At 61.8% G+C, this 20,584-nt stretch carries 20 protein-coding genes, 4 tRNA genes and 1 pseudogene; 20 read left to right on the forward strand and 5 right to left on the reverse strand.

The window, feature by feature from the left end:
• Window positions 1-7 precede the first annotated feature (7 nt).
• The gene (locus tag AC19YR_RS07080) at window positions 8-475 is read left to right on the forward strand and encodes a CreA family protein (RefSeq protein ID WP_500597728.1); all 468 of its coding nucleotides are present in this window, start codon (window positions 8-10) and stop codon (window positions 473-475) included.
• 116 nt (window positions 476-591) lie between these two features.
• On the opposite strand, the gene rpsT is transcribed toward AC19YR_RS07080, so the two are convergent.
• Window positions 592-870, reverse strand: a complete 279-nt coding sequence (gene rpsT / locus AC19YR_RS07085; protein WP_095109453.1) for a 30S ribosomal protein S20 — start codon at window positions 868-870, stop codon at window positions 592-594.
• Between the two features lie 252 nt (window positions 871-1,122).
• On the opposite strand from rpsT, the gene murJ reads away from it, so the two are divergent.
• From murJ to ispH, 6 genes are all read left to right on the forward strand, one after another.
• On the forward strand, window positions 1,123-2,661 hold the full coding sequence (gene murJ, locus AC19YR_RS07090) for a murein biosynthesis integral membrane protein MurJ (protein WP_500597730.1): 1,539 nt from the start codon (window positions 1,123-1,125) through the stop codon (window positions 2,659-2,661).
• Between the two features lie 119 nt (window positions 2,662-2,780).
• Entirely contained in the window at window positions 2,781-3,719 is a 939-nt protein-coding gene (gene ribF / locus AC19YR_RS07095; protein ID WP_176465111.1) for a bifunctional riboflavin kinase/FAD synthetase, read from the forward strand.
• 14 nt (window positions 3,720-3,733) lie between these two features.
• Window positions 3,734-6,565 (forward strand): isoleucine--tRNA ligase, encoded by a 2,832-nt coding sequence (ileS, locus tag AC19YR_RS07100; protein WP_095109456.1) that lies wholly within the window; start codon window positions 3,734-3,736, stop codon window positions 6,563-6,565.
• Window positions 6,558-7,070, forward strand: coding sequence for a signal peptidase II (gene lspA, locus AC19YR_RS07105; RefSeq protein ID WP_500597732.1), 513 nt, complete (start codon window positions 6,558-6,560; stop codon window positions 7,068-7,070). The genes ileS and lspA overlap by 8 nt, the downstream gene beginning before the upstream one ends.
• Window positions 7,063-7,506 (forward strand): FKBP-type peptidyl-prolyl cis-trans isomerase, encoded by a 444-nt coding sequence (fkpB, locus tag AC19YR_RS07110; protein ID WP_095109458.1) that lies wholly within the window; start codon window positions 7,063-7,065, stop codon window positions 7,504-7,506. Before lspA ends, fkpB begins: the two co-directional genes overlap by 8 nt.
• A 148-nt stretch (window positions 7,507-7,654) precedes the next feature.
• On the forward strand, window positions 7,655-8,602 hold the full coding sequence (gene ispH / locus AC19YR_RS07115) for a 4-hydroxy-3-methylbut-2-enyl diphosphate reductase (protein WP_095109459.1): 948 nt from the start codon (window positions 7,655-7,657) through the stop codon (window positions 8,600-8,602).
• Here ispH and AC19YR_RS07120 read toward each other — a convergent pair.
• The gene (locus AC19YR_RS07120; RefSeq protein WP_095109460.1) at window positions 8,579-9,112 is read right to left on the reverse strand and encodes a GspH/FimT family pseudopilin; all 534 of its coding nucleotides are present in this window, start codon (window positions 9,110-9,112) and stop codon (window positions 8,579-8,581) included. The two genes, ispH and AC19YR_RS07120, sit on opposite strands and share 24 nt — an antisense overlap.
• A gap of 224 nt (window positions 9,113-9,336) precedes the next feature.
• Between AC19YR_RS07120 and pilV the strand changes: the two genes are divergently transcribed.
• From pilV to thiO, 6 genes are read left to right on the forward strand one after another with little or no spacing between them, the layout of a single operon-like run.
• Entirely contained in the window at window positions 9,337-9,783 is a 447-nt protein-coding gene (gene pilV, locus AC19YR_RS07125; protein WP_095109461.1) for a type IV pilus modification protein PilV, read from the forward strand.
• Window positions 9,780-10,493, forward strand: a complete 714-nt coding sequence (locus AC19YR_RS07130) for a PilW family protein (RefSeq protein WP_500597734.1) — start codon at window positions 9,780-9,782, stop codon at window positions 10,491-10,493. The genes pilV and AC19YR_RS07130 overlap by 4 nt, the downstream gene beginning before the upstream one ends.
• 9 nt (window positions 10,494-10,502) lie before the next feature.
• Window positions 10,503-10,964 carry a pilus assembly PilX family protein gene (locus AC19YR_RS07135; RefSeq protein WP_095109463.1) on the forward strand — a complete coding sequence of 154 codons (462 nt, stop codon included), beginning with the start codon at window positions 10,503-10,505 and terminating at the stop codon, window positions 10,962-10,964.
• Complete coding sequence (locus tag AC19YR_RS07140) at window positions 10,951-11,286, forward strand: hypothetical protein (protein ID WP_500597735.1); 336 nt, start codon at window positions 10,951-10,953, stop codon at window positions 11,284-11,286. The genes AC19YR_RS07135 and AC19YR_RS07140 overlap by 14 nt, the downstream gene beginning before the upstream one ends.
• A gap of 15 nt (window positions 11,287-11,301) precedes the next feature.
• The gene (locus tag AC19YR_RS07145; RefSeq protein ID WP_095109465.1) at window positions 11,302-11,703 is read left to right on the forward strand and encodes a type IV pilin protein; all 402 of its coding nucleotides are present in this window, start codon (window positions 11,302-11,304) and stop codon (window positions 11,701-11,703) included.
• 55 nt (window positions 11,704-11,758) lie between these two features.
• Complete coding sequence (thiO, locus tag AC19YR_RS07150; protein ID WP_095109466.1) at window positions 11,759-12,859, forward strand: glycine oxidase ThiO; 1,101 nt, start codon at window positions 11,759-11,761, stop codon at window positions 12,857-12,859.
• On the opposite strand, the pseudogene AC19YR_RS07155 reads toward thiO, so the two are convergent.
• The 3 genes and pseudogenes from AC19YR_RS07155 to AC19YR_RS07165 form a co-directional block, all read right to left on the reverse strand.
• Window positions 12,856-13,794, reverse strand: a pseudogene (locus AC19YR_RS07155) (sigma-54 interaction domain-containing protein); the annotation flags it as partial. The gene thiO and the pseudogene AC19YR_RS07155 sit on opposite strands and share 4 nt — an antisense overlap.
• A gap of 157 nt (window positions 13,795-13,951) precedes the next feature.
• Window positions 13,952-14,179 carry a PP0621 family protein gene (locus tag AC19YR_RS07160; RefSeq protein WP_500597737.1) on the reverse strand — a complete coding sequence of 76 codons (228 nt, stop codon included), beginning with the start codon at window positions 14,177-14,179 and terminating at the stop codon, window positions 13,952-13,954.
• 123 nt (window positions 14,180-14,302) lie between these two features.
• A complete protein-coding gene (locus tag AC19YR_RS07165; RefSeq protein ID WP_095109469.1) occupies window positions 14,303-15,325 on the reverse strand; it encodes an outer membrane protein assembly factor BamD in 1,023 nt (340 codons plus the stop codon).
• Window positions 15,326-15,476: 151 nt separating this feature from the next.
• Here AC19YR_RS07165 and rluD point away from each other — a divergent pair, with 151 nt between their 5' ends.
• From rluD to AC19YR_RS07200, 7 genes are all read left to right on the forward strand, one after another.
• Entirely contained in the window at window positions 15,477-16,439 is a 963-nt protein-coding gene (gene rluD / locus AC19YR_RS07170) for a 23S rRNA pseudouridine(1911/1915/1917) synthase RluD (RefSeq protein WP_095109470.1), read from the forward strand.
• Window positions 16,436-17,161 carry a peptidoglycan editing factor PgeF gene (pgeF, locus tag AC19YR_RS07175; protein ID WP_500597739.1) on the forward strand — a complete coding sequence of 242 codons (726 nt, stop codon included), beginning with the start codon at window positions 16,436-16,438 and terminating at the stop codon, window positions 17,159-17,161. The genes rluD and pgeF overlap by 4 nt, the downstream gene beginning before the upstream one ends.
• Window positions 17,162-17,292: 131 nt before the next feature.
• Window positions 17,293-19,857, forward strand: a complete 2,565-nt coding sequence (gene clpB / locus AC19YR_RS07180) for an ATP-dependent chaperone ClpB (protein WP_095109472.1) — start codon at window positions 17,293-17,295, stop codon at window positions 19,855-19,857.
• 297 nt (window positions 19,858-20,154) lie between these two features.
• Window positions 20,155-20,230: transfer RNA gene (locus AC19YR_RS07185), tRNA-Asn, on the forward strand.
• A 9-nt stretch (window positions 20,231-20,239) separates the two neighbouring features.
• Window positions 20,240-20,316 (forward strand) — tRNA-Pro (locus tag AC19YR_RS07190).
• Window positions 20,317-20,321: 5 nt separating this feature from the next.
• A tRNA-Lys gene (locus AC19YR_RS07195) sits at window positions 20,322-20,397 on the forward strand.
• Window positions 20,398-20,491: 94 nt separating this feature from the next.
• A tRNA-Pro gene (locus AC19YR_RS07200) sits at window positions 20,492-20,568 on the forward strand.
• Window positions 20,569-20,584: the final 16 nt, after the last annotated feature.

A 20,584-nucleotide genomic window follows, 5' to 3' on the forward strand; every position in this document is an offset into this window, starting at 1 on the left:
AACCTGTATGCGCATGGCTAAAGGGTGGTTGGGGCTGTTGCTGGCGATGCCGTTGCTGGCATCGGCCGAAGAGATTGGTCGGGTGTCGACGGTGTTCAAGTTTGTCGGGCCGAACGACCGGATTGTGGTCGAGGCGTTCGATGATCCGAAGGTCGAAGGTGTGACCTGCTACCTGTCCCGCGCCAAGACGGGCGGTGTAAAGGGTGGTCTGGGGTTGGCCGAGGATCGTGCTGAGGCGTCGATTGCTTGTCGCCAGGTCGGGCCGATCAGCTTCAAGGGCGAGCTCAAGGATGGTGATGAAGTGTTCAAGGAGCGCACGTCGCTGGTGTTCAAGACCATGCAGGTGGTGCGTTTCCTCGATAAGAAGCGCAATACCCTGGTGTACCTGGTGTACAGCGACCGCTTGATCGAAGGCAGCCCGCAGAATGCGGTGACGGCCATCCCGATCCTGCCGTGGGCCAATAGCGCGCAGTAAGTGGGTGTGATTTATGGGGATGGGAGTGGCGTTGCCGGCTCCCATTTTTTATGCCGGTATAAATCCTAGGCAATAAAAAACCGACCCTGGGGTCGGTTTTTTAACAAGCGTGTCGCTTAGGCTGCTACAGCAAGGTTCAATGCCTTGATGTGGCCATTCAGGCGGCCTTTATGGCGAGCAGCTTTGTTTTTGTGAATGATGCCTTTGTCAGCCATGCGGTCGATGACTGGCACGGCCAGAACGTAAGCGGCTTGTGCTTTTTCAGCGTCTTTTGCGTCGATGGCTTTGACTACATTCTTGATGTAGGTGCGAACCATGGAACGCAGGCTGGCGTTGTGGCTGCGACGCTTCTCAGCCTGTTTTGCACGTTTTTTGGCGGAAGGTGAGTTGGCCACCGTCGAGCTCCTCGAAAGACTTTTTAGGGAATAGCAAACAAAATAGGCCGCGAATCATGCCGATGAGTTGAAGTCTTGTCAAGGGCGGTTGATGCGTTCCGCTAAGTGGTAGGTGTGGGGCACCCGGATATTTCTTTCCGGCGCCTGACCTGTAAACTCGCGAGCTTTGGCTCTGTGCTGCTGCGGCGCGGAGTATCGCATAAGTGGGCGCGTTGTTCGCCTGCTGTTTATCGACAGGCGAAAACTCTTTCCATGAATCTGCTTAAATCCTTGGCCGCCGTCAGCTCTATCACGATGATTTCCCGGGTCCTGGGGTTTGTCCGTGACACCCTTATTGCGCGCATATTCGGTGCCGGTATGGCCACGGATGCGTTCTTTATCGCGTTCAAGTTGCCCAATCTGTTACGCCGCATCTTTGCCGAAGGGGCGTTTTCCCAAGCGTTCGTGCCGATCCTGGCGGAATACAAAAGCCAGCAGAGCGACGAAGCGACCCGCACTTTCATTGCCTACGTCTCGGGCCTGCTGACGCTCGTACTGGCGCTGGTCACGGTGTTGGGCATGGTAGCGGCGCCCTGGGTGATCTGGGCGACGGCACCGGGGTTTACCGATGAACCGGAAAAATTCACCCTGACCGCCGACCTGCTGCGAGTGACCTTTCCTTATATATTGCTGATCTCCCTGTCGTCCCTGGCAGGCGCGATCCTCAACACCTGGAACCGGTTCTCCGTACCGGCCTTCGTGCCGACGCTGCTCAATGTCAGCATGATCCTGTTCACGTTGTTCCTGACCCCTTACTTCGACCCGCCCATCATGGCGCTGGGGTGGGCGGTGCTGGCCGGTGGCCTGGCGCAGTTGCTCTATCAACTGCCGCACCTGAAAAAAATCGGCATGCTGGTGTTGCCGCGCCTGAACCTGCGCGACTCCGGCGTATGGCGGGTGATGAAGCAGATGCTGCCGGCGATCCTAGGTGTGTCGGTGAGCCAGATTTCCTTGATTATCAACACGATTTTCGCTTCGTTCCTGGTGGCGGGCTCGGTGTCCTGGATGTACTACGCCGACCGTTTGATGGAGTTGCCCTCCGGCGTCCTCGGGGTGGCGTTGGGCACGATCCTGTTGCCCACGTTGGCCAAGACTTACGCGAGCAAGGACCGCCACGAGTATTCGCGCATTCTCGATTGGGGTCTGCGCCTGTGCTTCGTACTGGTGCTGCCCTGCGCTCTGGCCTTGGGCATCCTGGCTGAGCCTCTGACGGTTTCGCTGTTCCAGTACGGTGAATTCGGCGCCCATGACGCCGCCATGACTCAGCAGGCGTTGGTCGCCTATTCGGTCGGGTTGCTTGGGATTATCGTCATCAAGGTGCTGGCGCCGGGCTTCTACGCCCAGCAAAACATCCGCACGCCGGTGAAAATCGCCATCTTCACCCTCGTGGTCACGCAACTGTTCAACCTGCTGCTGATCGGGCCGCTGGCCCATGCGGGCCTGGCGCTGGCCATCAGTGCCGGCGCCTGCCTCAATGCGGGGCTGCTGTTCTATCAGTTGCGCAAGCAGCAGATGTATCAGCCTCAGCCAGGTTGGGGGCGCTTTGGCCTGAAGTTGCTGGTGGCGGTGGCGATGATGTCGGCGGTGCTGTTGGTGGCGTTGCACTTTATGCCGGCCTGGAGTGAGGGTCACATGCTGGAGCGGTTCCTGCGCCTCGGTGCGTTGGTGCTGGCGGGGGTGGTGACCTATTTCGGCATGCTCGCAGCGATGGGCTTTCGCCTGCGTGATTTCAATCGCAAGGCCCTGAACTGACGGGTTTTTGCGCTTAAGTGCGCGTCAGGCATCAGTTCGAGGCATTTGGCGGCGAGCTTGCCTGTCGTCAGCCGCCGGGTGTGGTTATAATCGACCACTTTATGAGCAAGAAGCGCGTTATGCAGCTGGTTCGAGGCCTCCACAACTTGCGCCCCCAGCATCGGGGCTGCGTCGCCACTATTGGCAACTTTGACGGTGTTCACCGTGGTCACCAGGCGATCCTGGGTCGGCTGCGTGAACGTGCGCTTGAGTTGGGCGTACCCAGCTGCGTGGTGATATTCGAGCCACAACCGCGGGAGTTCTTTGCGCCGGACACCGCCCCGGCACGCCTGGCGCGTTTGCGCGACAAACTGCAATTGCTGGCCGAAGAAGGCGTCGACCGGGTGCTGTGCCTGGCCTTCAACCAGCGCTTGAGCAAACTCAGCGCCACCGAGTTTGTCGATACCATCCTGGTCGATGGCCTGGGCGTACAGCACCTGGAGGTCGGCGACGACTTCCGCTTCGGTTGCGACCGGGTGGGGGATTTCGACTTCCTGCAGCAGGCCGGTGGTGCCCGGGGCTTTACCGTTGAAGCCGCACAGACCGTCGAACTCGATGGTTTGCGCGTGAGCAGCACCCAGGTCCGTAACGCCCTGGCCGCGGCGGATTTCCCCCTGGCCGAGCGTTTGCTCGGTCGCCCGTTCCGCATCGCCGGGCGGGTGCTGCACGGGCAAAAACTGGCGCGCCAACTGGGTACGCCCACCGCCAACGTGCAACTCAAGCGCCGCCGCGTGCCGCTGACCGGGGTTTACTTGGTGAGTGTCGATATCGATGGCCAGCCGTGGCCCGGCGTTGCCAATATCGGCGTGCGGCCAACGGTGGCCGGCGATGGCAAGGCCCACTTGGAAGTTCATCTTTTAGATTTTGCCGGCGATCTGTATGACCGGCGTTTGACGGTGGTTTTCCACCAAAAGCTGCGTGAAGAGCAGCGTTTCGCCTCTCTGGAGGCGCTGAAAACGGCGATCAATGCGGATGTCGCCGCCGCCCGTGCCCTAGCCGCACCTAGCGCCAATCGCTAACTGAAGAGCCATAAATGACCGACTATAAAGCCACGCTAAACCTTCCGGACACCGCCTTCCCAATGAAGGCCGGCCTGCCACAGCGCGAACCACAGATTCTGCAGCGCTGGGACAGCATTGGCCTGTACGGGAAGTTGCGCGAGATTGGCAAGGATCGTCCGAAGTTCGTTCTTCACGACGGTCCTCCCTACGCCAACGGCACGATCCACATCGGTCATGCGCTGAACAAGATTCTCAAGGACATGATTATCCGCTCCAAGACCCTGGCCGGTTTTGATGCGCCTTATGTTCCGGGCTGGGACTGCCATGGCCTGCCGATCGAGCATAAGGTCGAAGTGACCCACGGCAAGAACCTGGGCGCGGACAAGACCCGCGAACTGTGCCGTGCCTACGCCACCGAGCAGATCGAAGGGCAAAAGTCCGAGTTCATCCGCCTCGGCGTGCTGGGCGATTGGGCCAACCCCTACAAGACCATGAACTTCAAGAACGAGGCTGGCGAAATCCGTGCCTTGGCTGAAATCGTCAAGGGTGGTTTCGTGTTCAAGGGCCTCAAGCCTGTGAACTGGTGCTTTGACTGCGGCTCGGCCCTGGCCGAAGCGGAAGTCGAGTACGAGAACAAGAAATCCTCCACCATCGACGTCGCCTTCCCGATCGCCGACGAAGCCAAACTGGCCGCAGCCTTTGGCCTGCCCAGCCTGGGCAAGCCTGCGTCCATCGTGATCTGGACCACCACCCCGTGGACCATCCCCGCCAACCAGGCCCTGAACGTCCACCCGGAGTTCACCTACGCCCTGGTGGATGTCGGCGACAGGCTGTTGGTGTTGGCCGAAGAGTTGGTAGAAGCCTGCCTGGCCCGCTACGAGCTGCAAGGCTCGGTTATCGCCACGGCGACCGGCAGCGCGCTGGAGCTGATTAATTTCCGCCACCCGTTCTACGATCGCCTCTCGCCGGTGTACCTGGCCGAGTACGTCGAACTGGGCGCCGGCACTGGCGTGGTGCACTCTGCGCCAGCCTATGGCGTGGACGACTTCGTGACCTGCAAAGCCTACGGCATGGTCAACGACGACATCATCAACCCCGTGCAGAGCAACGGCGTGTACGTGCCGTCCCTGGAGTTCTTCGGCGGCCAGTTCATCTGGAAGGCCAACCCGGCCATCGTCGATAAACTGAGCGAAGTCGGTGCGTTGCTGCACACCGCCGTCATCGAACACAGCTATATGCACTGCTGGCGCCACAAGACCCCGCTGATCTACCGCGCCACCGCGCAGTGGTTCATCGGCATGGACAAACAGCCAGCCACCGGCGATACCCTGCGCCAACGGGCCATCAAGGCCATCGAAGACACCCAGTTCGTCCCGGCCTGGGGCCAGGCGCGCCTGCACTCGATGATCGCCAACCGCCCGGACTGGTGCATCTCCCGCCAGCGCAACTGGGGCGTGCCGATCCCGTTCTTCCTGAACAAGGAAAGCGGCGAGTTGCACCCACGCACCGTTGAACTGATGGAAGAAGTCGCCAAGCGTGTCGAAGTCGAAGGCATCGAAGCCTGGTTCAAGCTCGACGCCGCCGAACTGATCGGCGAAGACGCACCGCTCTACGACAAGATCAGCGACACCCTGGACGTGTGGTTCGACTCCGGCACCACCCACTGGCACGTGCTGCGTGGCTCGCACCTGATGGGCCACGACAGCGGCCCGCGCGCCGACCTGTACCTGGAAGGTTCCGACCAGCACCGCGGCTGGTTCCATTCCTCGCTGCTGACCGGTTGCGCCATCGACAACCACGCACCGTACCGCGAACTGCTGACCCACGGTTTCACCGTTGACGAAGCGGGTCGCAAAATGTCCAAGTCCCTGGGCAACGTGATCGCACCGCAAAAGGTCAACGACACCCTGGGCGCCGACATCATGCGCCTGTGGGTCGCGTCCACCGATTATTCGGGCGAGATCGCGGTTTCCGACCAGATCCTGCAACGCAGCGCGGACGCCTACCGGCGTATCCGCAACACCGCGCGCTTCATGCTCTCGAACCTGACCGGTTTCAACCCGGCCACCGACCTGATGCCTGCGCAAGACATGCTGGCCCTGGACCGCTGGGCCGTGGACCGCGCCCTGCTGCTGCAACGCGAGTTGCAAGAGCACTACGGCGAGTATCGCTTCTGGAACGTCTACTCCAAGGTGCACAACTTCTGCGTGCAAGAGCTGGGCGGTTTCTACCTGGACATCATCAAGGACCGCCAGTACACCACCGGCGCCAACAGCCAGGCCCGGCGTTCCTGCCAGACTGCACTCTTCCACATCAGCGAGGCGCTGGTGCGCTGGATCGCGCCGATCCTGGCGTTCACCGCCGATGAGTTGTGGGAATACCTGCCGGGCGAGCGCAACGAATCGGTGATGCTCAACACCTGGTACGAAGGCCTGACTGAGTTGCCCGAAGGCGTCGAGCTGGACCGCGCCTACTGGGAGCGGATCATGGCGGTCAAGGCGGCTGTCAACAAAGAGCTGGAAAACCAACGCGCGGCCAAGGCCGTCGGTGGCAACCTGCAAGCCGAAGTCACGCTGTTCGCCGAAGAGGCGCTGAGCGCCGACCTGGCCAAGCTGAGCAACGAACTGCGCTTTGTTCTCATCACCTCCACCGCCACCCTCGCACCGTTCGTGCAGGCCCCGGCTGACGCGGTAGAGACCGAAGTCAGCGGCCTCAAGCTCAAAGTGGTCAAGTCTGCTTTCGCCAAGTGCGCCCGTTGCTGGCACTGCCGCGAAGACGTTGGCGTGAACCCAGAGCACCCGGAAATCTGCGGTCGTTGCGTCGATAACATCAGCGGTGCCGGCGAGGTACGTCACTATGCCTGAGGCCACTAGCCGTTTCGGGCGCTCGGGCTGGCTGTGGTTGAGCCTGCTGGTCCTGGTCATCGACCAGGCCAGCAAGCATTACTTCGAAGGTTCGCTGACCATGTACCAGCAGATCGTGGTCATTCCCGACTACTTCAGCTGGACCCTGGCCTACAACACCGGCGCCGCTTTCAGCTTCCTCGCCGACAGCTCTGGCTGGCAGCGCTGGCTGTTTGCGCTGATCGCCATCGTGGTCAGCGTGGTGCTGGTGGTCTGGCTCAAGCGGCTGGGCCGCAACGACACCTGGCTGGCGATTGCCTTGGCCCTGGTGTTGGGCGGCGCGCTGGGCAACCTATACGACCGCATCGCCCTGGGCCATGTGATCGATTTCATCCTGGTGCATTGGCAGAACCGCTGGTACTTCCCGGCGTTCAACTTTGCCGACAGCGCCATCTGCGTGGGCGCAGTAATGCTGGCCCTGGACATGTTCAAAAGTAAGAAAACCGGAGAAGCCGTTCATGACTGAAGCCTCGCAACGCATCGGCCAGAACACGGAAGTCACCCTGCACTTTGCCCTGCGCCTGGACAATGGCGACACCGTCGACAGCACGTTCGACAAGGCCCCAGCGACTTTCAAGGTCGGGGATGGCAACCTGCTGCCAGGCTTTGAGGCAGCTTTGTTCGGCTTCAAGGCGGGCGACAAGCGCAACCTGAAAATCGAGCCGGAGAACGCCTTCGGCCAGCCCAACCCACAGAACGTGCAGGTTATTGCGCGTTCGCAGTTCCAGGACATGGACCTGTCGCCCGGCCTGCTGGTGATCTTCAACGATGCGGCCAACACCGAATTGCCCGGTGTGGTGAAGGCGTTCGACGACACCCAAGTGACCATCGACTTCAACCACCCGCTGGCAGGCAAGACCCTGACCTTTGATGTCGAGATCATCGGCGTCAAAGCGCTGTAAATAAGTGTGGGAGCGGGCTTGCCCGTGATGAGTGCCTGACATTCAGCATCGATGTTGACTGACACGGCGCTATCGCGAGCAGGCTGGCTCCCACAGATGGTTTTCTACGGTTTTCGCTATTTCTTGCGCGCAAGACACGAGGCACAGCATGCAAATCAAACTCGCCAACCCCCGTGGCTTCTGCGCCGGTGTGGACCGGGCGATCGAAATCGTCAATCGCGCCCTGGAAGTCTTCGGGCCGCCGATTTACGTGCGCCACGAAGTGGTTCACAACAAGTTCGTGGTCGAAGACCTGCGCGCGCGCGGGGCGATTTTCGTCGAGGAACTGGACCAGGTGCCCGATGACGTCATCGTGATCTTCAGCGCCCACGGCGTTTCCCAAGCCGTGCGTACCGAGGCGGCGGGCCGTGGCCTGAAGGTGTTCGACGCCACTTGCCCGTTGGTGACCAAGGTCCATATCGAAGTGGCGCGCTATAGCCGCGACGGCCGCGAATGCATCCTGATCGGCCACGCCGGCCACCCGGAAGTCGAAGGCACCATGGGCCAGTACGACGCCAGCAACGGCGGCTCGATTTATCTGGTGGAAGATGAAAAAGACGTCGCCGCGTTGCAGGTGCGCAACCCGGAGAAAATCTCCTTCGTGACCCAGACCACCCTGTCGATGGACGACACCAGCCGTGTCATCGATGCCCTGCGCAGCCGTTTCCCGGCCATCGGCGGGCCGCGTAAGGACGACATCTGCTACGCCACGCAAAACCGCCAGGACGCGGTCAAGCAACTGGCAGACGAATGCGATGTGGTGTTGGTGGTCGGTAGCCCCAACAGTTCCAACTCCAACCGCCTGCGTGAGCTGGCCGAGCGCATGGCGACCCCGGCCTATCTGATCGACGGCGCCGAAGACCTGCAACAGAGCTGGTTCGAGGGCGTCGAGCGCATTGGCATCACTGCGGGTGCGTCGGCGCCGGAAGTGCTGGTGCGGGGCGTGATCCAGCAACTGCACGCTTGGGGCGCCACCGGTGCTGATGAACTGGCCGGCCGCGAAGAAAATGTCACCTTCTCCATGCCCAAAGAACTACGCGTTCGTTCCCTGCTGTGAACACAACGCCTGTTCGGCCTTATCGCTGCGCAGGCTGACCCGGCCGCTGCGTGAGAGCACCACTTGATGGTGGCTCACGCCTCCCTCCCTGGCGCAGATGTGCAGCGTCCCGGCCTGGAACGCCCCGCCCGGTAGTAGCGGCTCGCCCAGGCTACTGAAGCGTACGTACTGGCGCACCGGGCGATTACCCACAATCGACACCCGCCCATCCTGATACCGCTCGGACAGCACCGGGTTGTTTTTGTCCTCGTGGCCTGCGCCGCTGATATCCAGAATCACGTTCCAGCCGTGGCTCCAGTCACCCTCCACACCGTGGATAACCACGGTCTGGTTGCGCAGGATGGCCTGGGTGCGGGCGTGGCCCATGGCGCCGGCCAGTTGCCGGGCGGTGTTTTCTCGGCTAACGGACTCAATCAGCCCCGTGACTGGCGGTACGGCCACGTTCACGGCAATGGCCGCGATGGCCATGCCGGTCAGCAGCTCAATCAGGCTGAATCCTTTCTGACTCATGCTTCTTCCTCCTTGGGCGGGGGCTTGCGGTAGGACTAGTTATAGACCCTGTCTTGCGCCTCTCCGGGACCGAGGCGCGGGGATTATGTTGCCGCGTGTTCCGCTGCCGGGCGTGCCGCAAATCTTGCCGCTACCCTTGTGCCTGGCCCGCTATTGATCTCGCTGGTTCCAGGAAGGGAGCCGACGATGGTGGCAATTGGCGCCCCCTCAAGGACGATCGACTCATGACTCAAACAACGGGTGTTCCACTCAAGGCGCAGCAGGGGATGACCCTGATTGAAGTATTGGTGTCCCTGGTGATTCTCGGCGTAGGGCTGCTGGGGGCGGCGGCGATCCAGCTCAATGCGCTGAAGTACACCGACAGTTCGCGCATCAGCAGCCAGGCCAGTTTTGTCGCCTACGACATGCTCGACCGCATTCGTGCCAATCCCTTGGCCGACTACAGCGCCCCGTCTGGCGTCGGCGCCATGAGCGGCATTGCTCAACAGGACTTGGACGACTTCAGGCGCAATATCCTCGACTTCGGCGGCCCCACCGCGACCGGCAGCATCGCCATGAACGGGCCCCACGTCACCATCAACCTCAAGTGGGATGACGCCCGGGCCAGCCATCCGGGCACCGCGCCGCTACGCAGTTTCGTGCTGACCAGCCGCGTCGCGGAGGCTCCGTGAGGCGCCGCGTTTATGGGGGCTTTGGCCTCATTGAGCTTTTGCTGGCCATGGCGTTGAGCCTGGTGGTAGTGCTGGGAGTGGTGCAGGTGTTTATCGCGGCCAAAAGCACTTACCTCAGCCAAAGCGCATCGGCTGCGCTGCAGGAAGACGCCCGTTACGTGCTGAGCAAAATGCTCCAGGAAATCCGCATGGTGGGCCTTTCGGGTTGCCTGGCCAGCATCGAAGACCTGAGTGCGGCGGGGGACTTTTCCTGGCATATCCGCCGGCCCATCGAATGGGACGCCGCCGCGCGGCGCCTGACGCTGATCGCTGCGGATGTGGGGCAGGGTGGCGGGTTGCCGACCTGGACCGTGCTGACCGATTGCATGACCGCCGCCCGGGCCTACACCGGTAGCCGCCGGCCCCCGCCCGGCCAGTGGGCCTTGCCCATCCGACGGCTGACTTACACCGTTCAGGATGGCCAGTTGTATACCGGCACCGGAACCGGCCCTAACCAAGCCGTACTGGTGAGCAATGTCGAAGGTTTTGACGTGAGTTTCGGCGTGGCCAACGCTCCGGCCGATCTGGCGGCGGCCTACTACACCGACACGCCGGGCGACCCCTCCCTCATTCGTAGCGTGCGTTTGGGCCTGGTTCTCAAGGACCCGACCGGTCGGGTGCGCAGCCAGGCATTCAATGGGCTGGCCGCACTGCGCAACCGGCTGCCGTAGGGGGTTGCCATGAGGAACCCCGCGCAGCGCGGCATGGCGTTGCTGGCCAGCCTGGTGTTTTTACTGCTGTTGACGCTGATCGGCCTGTCATCGCTGCAAAACGCCACCCTGCAGGAAAAAATGACGGGCAACCTGATGGCCCGCAACCTGTCCTTTCAGATCGCAGAATCGGCACTGCGCACGGGTGAAAGTGCGGTGCGGGTCGAAGGCGCAGGCGTGCCCCTTTGCGTGGCCACGCAGTGCCTACCCCCGGCGGAATCGGCGTTGGTCACCGAGCCCGGGTTCAATGCTGCCTCCGGGGTGATGTGGGTGGCAGCGGCCCAAGGCCTTTACGGGTTACAGAACCTGGGCCCGGTGCTGGGGGCCGTCAACGTGCCCGCCGAGACGCAAGCGAACCTGTTCCGCGTCACGGCAGTGGGCATTGCCGGCCAGTCGCGCAGTGTGGTGGAGAGTGTCTATGCCCTGTATTGAGCGGTACGCCGGGCGGCTGGCGGCTTTTTTCGCCGCCTCGGCCCTTGCATTCACTGATCTGGGTTATGCCGGTGAGCCCGTGCCGGTGGCAAGCTTGGCGCCGCTGGCAGTGGCCGATGAACGCTCGCAGGCGCGCAAATACAGCGCTAAAACGCCCGCCACCCCGGCGTTCGGCGTTAAGATGCGCAACCCGCGGGCACCGGGCGGCTGGGGCGATGAACTCATCCCCGATGGCCAGGCCCGCTACCCCGCCGCCAACACCGTGCCCAGCGCGGAACCGAGCGGCACCGGCCGCCGGATCATGTGGCGACAAATCCAGTAAGTGAGAGCTTGAGGCATGCGCAGATCCAACCAAGGTTTGACCCTGATCGAACTCATGATCGTGGTCGCGATCATCGGCATCGTGATTACCATCGGTCTTCCCATCGCGACCGAGTACGTGAAGAAAACCCACCGCACCGAAATCGCGGCGTTGTTGACTGAACAGGCGCAGAACCTTGAGCGCCTGCACTCCAAAACCAATCAATACAGCGGTGCCACCGACCTGAGCCCGGGCAACGACTACTACAACCTCAGCGCGACACTGGCCGAGCAGACTTTTCTGCTGACGGCGGTGCGCAAGCACGAGGCGTTGATGGTCGATGACAAGTGCGGCGATTTCACCCTCAGCCATACAGGCCAGCGCGGCAACATCAATACCGCCGAAGGTGTGAGCGAAAAAGACTGCTGGGGGCGTTGAGCCCGCTGGCCGGGCGCCCTGGGCGCTCGCTGTTTTTTCATTGTGGGAACTGAAAATGGCCAATCAAGAACAAGTGCTGATTGTTGGCGGCGGCGTTATCGGGCTGTTGACCGCGTTTAACCTGGCGAGCGCGGGGCGCAGCGTGCTGTTGCTGGACCGCAGCGGTCTCGGCCAGGAGGCGTCCTGGGCGGGCGGCGGCATCGTCTCGCCCCTGTACCCGTGGCGCTACAGCCCGGCGGTCACGGCGCTGGCGCATTGGTCGCAGGATTTCTATCCGCGGTTGGCCGAGCAACTGTTTGCCACCACCGGGGTCGATCCCCAAGTGCATACCACCGGCCTGTATTGGCTGGACCTGGAAGACGAAGCCGAGGCCTTGGCCTGGGCCGAGCGGGAAAATCGACCGCTGCGTGCCGTGAACCTGTCGGCGGTGCAAGAGGCCGTGCCGGTGCTGGGGGAGGGGTTCGCCCGGGCCATTTACATGGAAAACGTCGCCAACGTGCGTAATCCGCGGCTGATTAAAGCCCTTCGCACGGCGCTGGAAGCCCTGCCGAATGTGGCCATCATGGAGCACTGCGAGGTCAGCGGTTTTGTCCTGGAAGGCCAGCGGATCGTAGGGGTGCAAACCTCCATCGGCGAGGTGCGGGCCTATCAAGTGGTGCTGACGGCCGGGGCCTGGAGCGGCGAATTGCTCAAGACCGTGGGGCTGGAACTGCCGGTCGAACCGGTCAAGGGCCAGATGATCCTCTACAAGTGTGAGGCGGACTTTCTTCCGAGCATGGTCCTGGCCAAGGGGCGTTACGCAATTCCCCGCCGCGACGGCCATATTCTGGTGGGCAGCACCCTGGAGCACGAAGGTTTCGACAAAACGCCCACCCTATCGGCCCTGGAAAGCCTGAAAGCCTCGGCGGTGGAGCTGATTCCAGCGTTGGCGCACGCCGAGGTGGTCGGCCATTGGGCGGGATTGCGCCCCGGTTCGCCCGAAGGCATTCCCTACATCGGCCAGGTGCCGGGTATCGAAGGCTTGTGGCTCAATTGCGGGCATTACCGCAATGGCCTGGTACTAGCGCCGGCCTCATGCCAGTTGTTCGCGGATTTGCTACTGGGCCGCGAGCCGCTGATCGACCCGGCGCCTTACGCCCCGGCCGGGCGGATTTAGTCCAGGCCGAGTTTTTTCAGGCGATAGCGCATCGAGCGAAAGGACAGGCTCAGGCGTCGGGCCGCCGCGGTACGGTTCCAGCGCGTTTCCTCCAGGGCCTGAAGGAGCAGGCTGCGTTCGATGTGTTCCAGGTGTTCTTCCAGGTTGTTGACGTGCGCCAGGCTGATCCCCTGCAGTTCAACCGGGCCCGGCGACGCTGGCAGATAGAGGTCGCTGGCCTCGATCAAAGGGCCGTCGCACAGCGCATAGGCGCGTTCCAGCAGGTTCTCCAGTTCCCGTACGTTGCCGGGGAACGGATAGTTTTTCAGCACTTCAATGGCTTGCGCATGCAAGCGTGGGCGGGCGGAACCTGGGCGGCGGGGCATTCGCCCGAGGATGTGGTTGGCCAGCAGTTCGATATCCTCGCGCCGTTCGCGCAATGGGGCGACCCGCAGTTCAATCACATTCAAGCGATAGAACAGGTCCTGGCGAAAGCGCTGGGCGTGGACTTCGGCCCGCAAGTCCTTGTGGGTGGCGCAGAGGATGCGCACGTCAACCGGTTCCTCGCGCTGCCCACCCACCGGGCGCACGGCTTTTTCCTGCAGGGCCCGCAGGAGCTTGACCTGCATTGCCAGCGGTAAGTCCGCCACTTCGTCGAGAAACAGTGTGCCGCCGTGTGCGGCCTGGAACAGCCCCGGTTTGTCATCGCCCGCGCCACTGAAACTGCCTTTGCGGTGGCCGAAGAACTCGCTTTCCATCAGCTCGGCGGGAATGGCGCCGCAGTTGATCGGCACAAAGCCGTGCCCGGCCCGGTGGCTGCGTTGGTGCAGGGCCCGGGCCACCACCTCCTTGCCGCTGCCGGATTCGCCGCTGATGTAGATCGGCGCATGGCTCTTGGCGAGTTTGTCGATGTGTTGGCGCAGGCGTTTGATGGCCGGAGAGTCACCGAGTAGACGCGGGGCGTCTTCGGCGGCGAGGCGCGGGTGTCGGGAATGTGGGTTCAACGCGATGTCCGTCCATGGGCAAACAGCAGCCGCCTCCTTGGCGTGCTTTGCAGTCTAGGCATGCAGGGCCGACTTTACCGGCCCTGGTTGTCGCAAGTTATGTGGCGCCTTAGGGCTGGCGCGGGCCTTGCTCCAGGTGGGGCTGGCTGCAATACCATTGCTGTTCCAGGCTCAGGGCGCGGTCCCTGGGCAGGTGTACGCCGCAATGGGCGCAACGCACCATGGGCGCGGCGCTTTGCTCGGGCGGCGGGGTGGTGGCGGATGTCGAGCGCTTGAATTTGCGCCAGAACCATACCGCAGCGGCAATCAGGGCGATCCAGAACAGTAGACGAAGCATGGCAGTCAGCTTTTTGACGAAAGAGCCGGCAGTTTAGCCAAGGTGCCGGGCAGCGCCCAGCGCAATAAAGCGCGGGCACAAAAAAGGAGGCTCGAAAGCCTCCTTCTTGATATCGCCCTGGCGTCAGTCGAACACGCCAAAGGTCATATAGCTGAACCACGAGCGGTCGCTGTTGTTGCCTTCGGCTTCGTGCTGTTCTTCTTCCATCACGTCGCCATTGGCGTCTTTAGGTTTGAGCTCGGCCGGGATCGCGTCTTTGGCGTCCTGGTACTGGCGCATCACGTCCTGGTTGGCGCGGGTTTCGCCCGGCGGCAGCGGTGGACGGGATTCGATCAGGCCCAGGGTGGCCTTGCTCAGCCACGAACGGTTGTCCGCTTCGGCAACGCTTGGCACGAACTGACCGTCCACCAGGGTGCGGTGGTCCGGGTAGTTGAGCTTGAGGGTTTCCAGGCTGGTGTTGGCCAATTCGTCCAAGTGCAGGCGCTGGTAGGACTCGACCATTACCGCCAGGCCGTCGCCGACCGAAGGGGTTTCCTGGAAGTTTTCCACCACGTAGCGACCACGGTTAGCCGCGGCGACGTAGGCCTGACGGGTCAGGTAGTAGTCGGCAACGTGGATCTCGTAGGCCGCCAGCAGGTTGCGCAGGTAGATCATGCGCTGCTTGGCGTCCGGCGCGTAGCGGCTGTTGGGGTAGCGGCTGGTGAGCTGGGCGAACTCGTTGTAGGAGTCGCGCGCGGCACCGGGGTCACGCTTGGTCATGTCCAGCGGCAGGAAGCGCGCCAGCAGGCCCACGTCCTGGTCGAAAGAGGTCAGGCCCTTGAGGTAGTAGGCGTAGTCCACGTTCGGGTGCTGGGGGTGCAGGCGAATGAAGCGCTCGGCGGCCGACTTGGCAGCCTCGGGCTCGGCATTCTTGTAGTTGGCGTAGATGAGCTCGAGTTGAGCCTGATCGGCGTAGCGACCGAACGGGTAGCGCGATTCCAGGGCCTTGAGCTTGGCGGTGGCGCTGGTATAGCTGTTGTTGTCCAGGTCGGCCTGCGCCTGCTGGTACAGCTCGACTTCGCTCAGGTTTTCGTCGACGACTTCCTTCGATGAGCAAGCAGCGGTCAATGCGAGGATGGCGATCAGCAGCAGGTGTTTCACTTGCATGGCGGCTTGCGTCCCTATGACGGCCGCTGTCTTGGGCGGGGCCGTCCTGTTATGATGAGCGCCCCGTTGAAAAGCCTCGGGGCAAAAGACGCCGTATTTAACCACAAGCGCGCAGCCGAAACCAAAGGCTGTGCCGACGCCCAGTCCGAGCATGTCCGATAAAATTGAACTTCGCGCAGAGGTGCCGTCCGAATTGGGCGGCCAACGCCTCGATCAAGTCGCCGCACAATTATTCGCTGAGCACTCGCGCTCGCGCCTTTCCGCCTGGATCAAAGACGGCCGCCTGACTGTGGATGGAGCGGTTATCCGCCCGCGAGACACAGTTCATGGCGGTGCGATTCTTGAGCTGACTGCCGAGCAGGAAGCCCAGGGAGAATGGATCGCTCAGGACATCGAGCTCGATATCGTCTACGAAGACGATGACATCCTGGTCATCAACAAACCCGCAGGCCTGGTGGTTCACCCGGCGGCCGGGCATGCCGATGGCACCTTGCTCAATGCCCTGCTGCACCACGTGCCGGACATCATCAACGTGCCGCGTGCCGGCATCGTGCATCGCCTGGACAAGGACACCACCGGCCTGATGGTGGTGGCCAAGACTATCCAGGCGCAGACCCAGTTGGTGACGCAGCTGCAGAGCCGCAGCGTCAGCCGGATCTACGAGTGCATCGTGATCGGTGTCGTGACGGCGGGCGGCAAGATCAACGCGCCCATCGGTCGCCACGGCCAGCAGCGCCAGCGCATGGCGGTAATGGAGGGGGGCAAGCAAGCCGTCAGCCACTACCGCGTGCTGGAGCGTTTCCGCTCCCACACCCACGTGCGGGTCAAGCTGGAAACCGGCCGGACCCACCAGATCCGCGTGCACATGGCCCACATCAACTTCCCATTGGTGGGCGATCCGGCCTACGGCGGCCGCTTCCGCATCCCGCCGGCGGCCAGCGTGACCATGGTCGAGTCCCTTAAAAGCTTCCCGCGTCAGGCGCTGCATGCGCGTTTCCTGGAGCTGGACCATCCGACCACCGGTCAGCGCATGAGCTGGGAGTCGCCGCTGCCGGACGACTTTGTCTGGTTGCTGTCGCTGCTCAAGCAAGACCGCGAGGCGTTCATCGGATGAATGACTGGCTGATCCCCGACTGGCCTGCACCGGCCGGGGTACAGGCCTGCGTCACCACCCGTACGGGCGGCGTCAGCCTGGCGCCGTTCGACAGCCTCAACCTCGGCGATCACGTTGATGATAGCCCCGCGGCCGTTGCCGAAAACCGCCGGCGCCTCACCGACCATTTCTCCATCGCGCCTGCCTGGTTGCAGCAAGTCCACGGCATAGACGTGGTGCATGCCGACCCTTCGCAGGTCGCCCGGGCAGACGCCAGCTGGACCGCTACCCCAGGCATTGCCTGTACCTCGATGACCGCCGATTGCTTGCCCGTGTTGTTCTGTGACCGCGCCGGCACCCGCGTGGCCGCGGCCCACGCCGGTTGGCGCGGCTTGGCGGCGGGCGTGCTCGAAGCCACTCTGGACAGCCTCGCCGTGGCGCCGGATCAGGTGCTGGTATGGCTGGGGCCCGCCATCGGGCCTACGGCCTTTGAAGTCGGCCCGGAAGTGCGCGAGGCCTTCGTGCGGCAGATGCCAGAAGCGCAGCAGGCCTTCGTACCCAGTGCCAATGCGGGCAAGTTTATGGCCGACATCTACCTGCTGGCGCGCCTGCGCCTGGCGGCCCGTGGTGTCACGGCGGTGTATGGTGGCGGCTTCTGCACGGTCAGCGACCCACGCTTCTTTTCCTATCGCCGCAGCCCCCGCACTGGTCGATTTGCCTCCCTTATTTGGCTCGCGCACTAGACTCTGCTGACCTGCGTCAACCTTACAGCGCTTGAATCTCCCAGAATCGACCGCATCTATAGCGGTATCTGGCAGGTTTCTTCATTCAGGATGTGTTCATAGCTCCGGCCTGCTCAAAAGGAAGGTGACTCATGCGTATAGACCGTTTAACCAGCAAATTACAGTTAGCGTTGTCCGACTCCCAATCCCTGGCGGTCGGCCTCGATCATCCGGCCATCGAGCCGGCGCACTTGATGCAAGCGCTGCTTGAACAGCAGGGCGGCTCGATCAAGCCTCTGCTGATGCAAGTGGGCTTTGACGTCAACAGTTTGCGCAAAGAGCTGAGCAAAGAGCTCGACCAACTGCCGAAAATCCAGAACCCCACCGGGGACGTCAACATGTCCCAGGACCTGGCGCGCCTGCTTAACCAGGCCGATCGCCTGGCCCAGCAGAAGGGCGACCAGTTCATCTCCAGTGAACTGGTGCTGCTCGCCGCGATGGACGAAAACAGCAAACTGGGTAAGTTGCTGCTCGGCCAAGGTGTGAGCAAGAAAGCCCTGGAGAACGCGATCAACAACCTGCGCGGCGGCGAAGCGGTTAACGATGCCAACGTCGAGGAATCGCGCCAGGCTCTGGACAAGTACACCGTTGACCTGACCAAGCGCGCCGAAGACGGCAAGCTCGACCCGGTGATTGGTCGCGACGACGAAATCCGCCGCACCATCCAGGTGCTGCAACGGCGCACCAAGAACAACCCGGTGCTGATCGGCGAGCCTGGCGTGGGTAAAACCGCGATTGCCGAGGGCCTGGCCCAGCGCATCATCAACGGCGAAGTGCCGGACGGCCTCAAAGGCAAGCGCCTGCTGTCCCTGGATATGGGCGCGCTGATCGCCGGTGCCAAGTACCGCGGCGAGTTCGAGGAGCGCCTCAAAGGCTTGCTTAACGAACTGTCCAAGCAGGAAGGGCAGATCATTCTGTTCATCGATGAACTGCACACCATGGTCGGCGCCGGTAAGGGCGAAGGCTCGATGGATGCGGGCAACATGCTCAAGCCTGCCCTGGCGCGCGGTGAACTGCACTGCGTGGGCGCCACCACGCTCAACGAGTACCGCCAATATATAGAGAAGGACGCGGCGCTCGAGCGACGCTTCCAGAAAGTGCTGGTGGAAGAGCCGAGCGAGGAAGACACCATCGCGATCCTGCGTGGCCTCAAGGAGCGGTACGAGGTTCACCATAAAGTGGCGATCACCGACGGCGCGATCATCGCGGCGGCCAAGTTGAGCCATCGCTACATCACTGACCGGCAGTTGCCGGACAAGGCCATCGACCTGATCGATGAGGCGGCCAGCCGTATCCGTATGGAAATCGACTCCAAACCCGAAGTGCTGGATCGCTTGGAGCGGCGCCTGATTCAGCTCAAGGTCGAATCCCAGGCCTTGAAGAAAGAAGACGACGAGGCGGCGAAAAAACGCCTGGAGAAACTCCAAGAAGAAATCGAACGCCTGGAGCGCGAATACTCGGATCTGGAAGAGATCTGGAACGCGGAGAAAGCCGAAGTGCAAGGCTCTGCGCAGATCCAGCAGAAAATCGAGCAGTCGCGCCAGGAACTGGAAGCGGCACGCCGTAAAGGCGACCTGAACCGCATGGCGGAGTTGCAGTACGGGGTTATCCCGGACCTGGAGCGCAGCCTGCAAATGGTCGATCAGCACGGCCACAGCGAAAACCAGTTGCTGCGCAGCAAAGTGACCGAGGAAGAGATCGCCGAAGTGGTGTCCAAGTGGACCGGCATTCCCGTGTCGAAAATGCTCGAAGGCGAGCGCGACAAGCTGTTGAAGATGGAAAGCCTGTTGCACCAACGCGTGATCGGCCAGAACGAAGCGGTGGTGGCGGTGGCCAACGCGGTGCGGCGTTCCCGTGCCGGGTTGTCGGACCCTAACCGCCCCAGCGGCTCGTTCATGTTCCTCGGCCCAACCGGTGTGGGTAAGACCGAGTTGTGCAAGGCCTTGGCCGAATTCCTCTTTGATACCGAAGAGGCGATGGTGCGGATCGATATGTCCGAGTTCATGGAGAAACACTCCGTGGCTCGTTTGATAGGTGCGCCACCAGGCTATGTGGGTTACGAAGAGGGCGGCTACCTGACCGAGGCCGTGCGGCGCAAGCCTTACTCGGTGATCCTCCTCGATGAGGTCGAGAAGGCCCACCCGGACGTGTTCAACGTCTTGCTGCAGGTGCTGGAGGATGGCCGGTTGACGGACAGCCACGGGCGTACGGTGGATTTCCGCAACACGGTGATCGTCATGACCTCCAACCTGGGCTCGGCGCAGATCCAGGAACTGGTGGGTGATCGCGAGGCGCAGCGTGCGGCGGTGATGGATGCGGTATCGACGCACTTCCGTCCGGAGTTCATCAACCGGATCGACGAAGTGGTGATCTTCGAGCCTCTGGCCCGGGATCAGATTGCTGGCATCACGCAAATCCAGTTGGGCCGCCTGCGCAGTCGCCTGGCTGAGCGCGAGCTGCAACTGGAACTGAGCGGCGAAGCGTTGGATAAGCTGATCGCGGTGGGTTACGACCCGGTGTACGGCGCACGGCCGCTCAAACGAGCGATCCAGCGCTGGATCGAAAACCCGCTGGCGCAGTTGATCCTTTCTGGCAGTTTCCTGCCGGGAGCGAGCGTGACGGCCACGGTGGAAAACGACGAGATTGTTTTCCATTAAGGTGCAGTCCTGACGCGCCAAGTAGAGGCCCTGCATCGCGGGGCCTTTTTTTTCGGTAGGGCGTTGAACTCAAAGGAAAAGGCTTGTAAAGTGCGCCCCGCAGTATGTCAGCCCAAGGCTTTCTTCTCCCCAAGAAGAAAACTGAAAGAAGTCGCAAATCATTGTCTTAAAAGCAATTTAAAGGGTTGACAGGGGTTTTTAAGATTGTAGAATAGCGCGCCTCAGACACACGAACGCAGCGATGTGAACGGGTAGAAGAGACTGAAGTAAGCAGTAGATGTAATTGAAATATGTAGTTCCGTGATAGCTCAGTCGGTAGAGCAAATGACTGTTAATCATTGGGTCCCAGGTTCGAGTCCTGGTCACGGAGCCAATTTCAAACCGGGGTATAGCGCAGTCCGGTAGCGCGCCTGCTTTGGGAGCAGGATGTCAGGAGTTCGAATCCCCTTACCCCGACCATTTTTGGGTCGTTAGCTCAGTTGGTAGAGCAGTTGGCTTTTAACCAATTGGTCGTAGGTTCGAATCCCACACGACCCACCATTTTTGAAACCAGCGTTGCTGGGATCGAATCTTAAGATCAGCGGCCAAAAGCCATGATCGAAGAAGGCGACTTGAAAAGGTCGCCTTTTTTTTCCGGGGTATAGCGCAGTCCGGTAGCGCGCCTGCTTTGGGAGCAGGATGTCAGGAGTTCGAATCCCCTTACCCCGACCATATTGAAAATCCCCGT

The organism is Pseudomonas sp. MF08817 (assembly GCF_059862705.1).

What these genes read in the sequence shown, in the direction of transcription:
- AC19YR_RS07135 (WP_095109463.1), top strand. Translation starts at nt 10,503, where the DNA reads ATGAGGAACCCCGCGCAGCGCGGCATGGCGTTGCTGGCCAGCCTGGTG.
- AC19YR_RS07140 (WP_500597735.1), top strand. Translation starts at nt 10,951, where the DNA reads ATGCCCTGTATTGAGCGGTACGCCGGGCGGCTGGCGGCTTTTTTCGCC.
- AC19YR_RS07080 (WP_500597728.1), top strand. Translation starts at nt 8, where the DNA reads ATGCGCATGGCTAAAGGGTGGTTGGGGCTGTTGCTGGCGATGCCGTTG.
- AC19YR_RS07145 (WP_095109465.1), top strand. Translation starts at nt 11,302, where the DNA reads ATGCGCAGATCCAACCAAGGTTTGACCCTGATCGAACTCATGATCGTG.
- pilV (WP_095109461.1), top strand. Translation starts at nt 9,337, where the DNA reads ATGACTCAAACAACGGGTGTTCCACTCAAGGCGCAGCAGGGGATGACC.
- ispH (WP_095109459.1), top strand. Translation starts at nt 7,655, where the DNA reads ATGCAAATCAAACTCGCCAACCCCCGTGGCTTCTGCGCCGGTGTGGAC.
- lspA (WP_500597732.1), top strand. Translation starts at nt 6,558, where the DNA reads ATGCCTGAGGCCACTAGCCGTTTCGGGCGCTCGGGCTGGCTGTGGTTG.
- rluD (WP_095109470.1), top strand. Translation starts at nt 15,477, where the DNA reads ATGTCCGATAAAATTGAACTTCGCGCAGAGGTGCCGTCCGAATTGGGC.
- thiO (WP_095109466.1), top strand. Translation starts at nt 11,759, where the DNA reads ATGGCCAATCAAGAACAAGTGCTGATTGTTGGCGGCGGCGTTATCGGG.
- AC19YR_RS07160 (WP_500597737.1), bottom strand. Translation starts at nt 14,179, where the DNA reads ATGCTTCGTCTACTGTTCTGGATCGCCCTGATTGCCGCTGCGGTATGG.
- AC19YR_RS07120 (WP_095109460.1), bottom strand. Translation starts at nt 9,112, where the DNA reads ATGAGTCAGAAAGGATTCAGCCTGATTGAGCTGCTGACCGGCATGGCC.
- ribF (WP_176465111.1), top strand. Translation starts at nt 2,781, where the DNA reads ATGCAGCTGGTTCGAGGCCTCCACAACTTGCGCCCCCAGCATCGGGGC.
- fkpB (WP_095109458.1), top strand. Translation starts at nt 7,063, where the DNA reads ATGACTGAAGCCTCGCAACGCATCGGCCAGAACACGGAAGTCACCCTG.
- murJ (WP_500597730.1), top strand. Translation starts at nt 1,123, where the DNA reads ATGAATCTGCTTAAATCCTTGGCCGCCGTCAGCTCTATCACGATGATT.
- pgeF (WP_500597739.1), top strand. Translation starts at nt 16,436, where the DNA reads ATGAATGACTGGCTGATCCCCGACTGGCCTGCACCGGCCGGGGTACAG.
- clpB (WP_095109472.1), top strand. Translation starts at nt 17,293, where the DNA reads ATGCGTATAGACCGTTTAACCAGCAAATTACAGTTAGCGTTGTCCGAC.
- ileS (WP_095109456.1), top strand. Translation starts at nt 3,734, where the DNA reads ATGACCGACTATAAAGCCACGCTAAACCTTCCGGACACCGCCTTCCCA.
- AC19YR_RS07165 (WP_095109469.1), bottom strand. Translation starts at nt 15,325, where the DNA reads ATGCAAGTGAAACACCTGCTGCTGATCGCCATCCTCGCATTGACCGCT.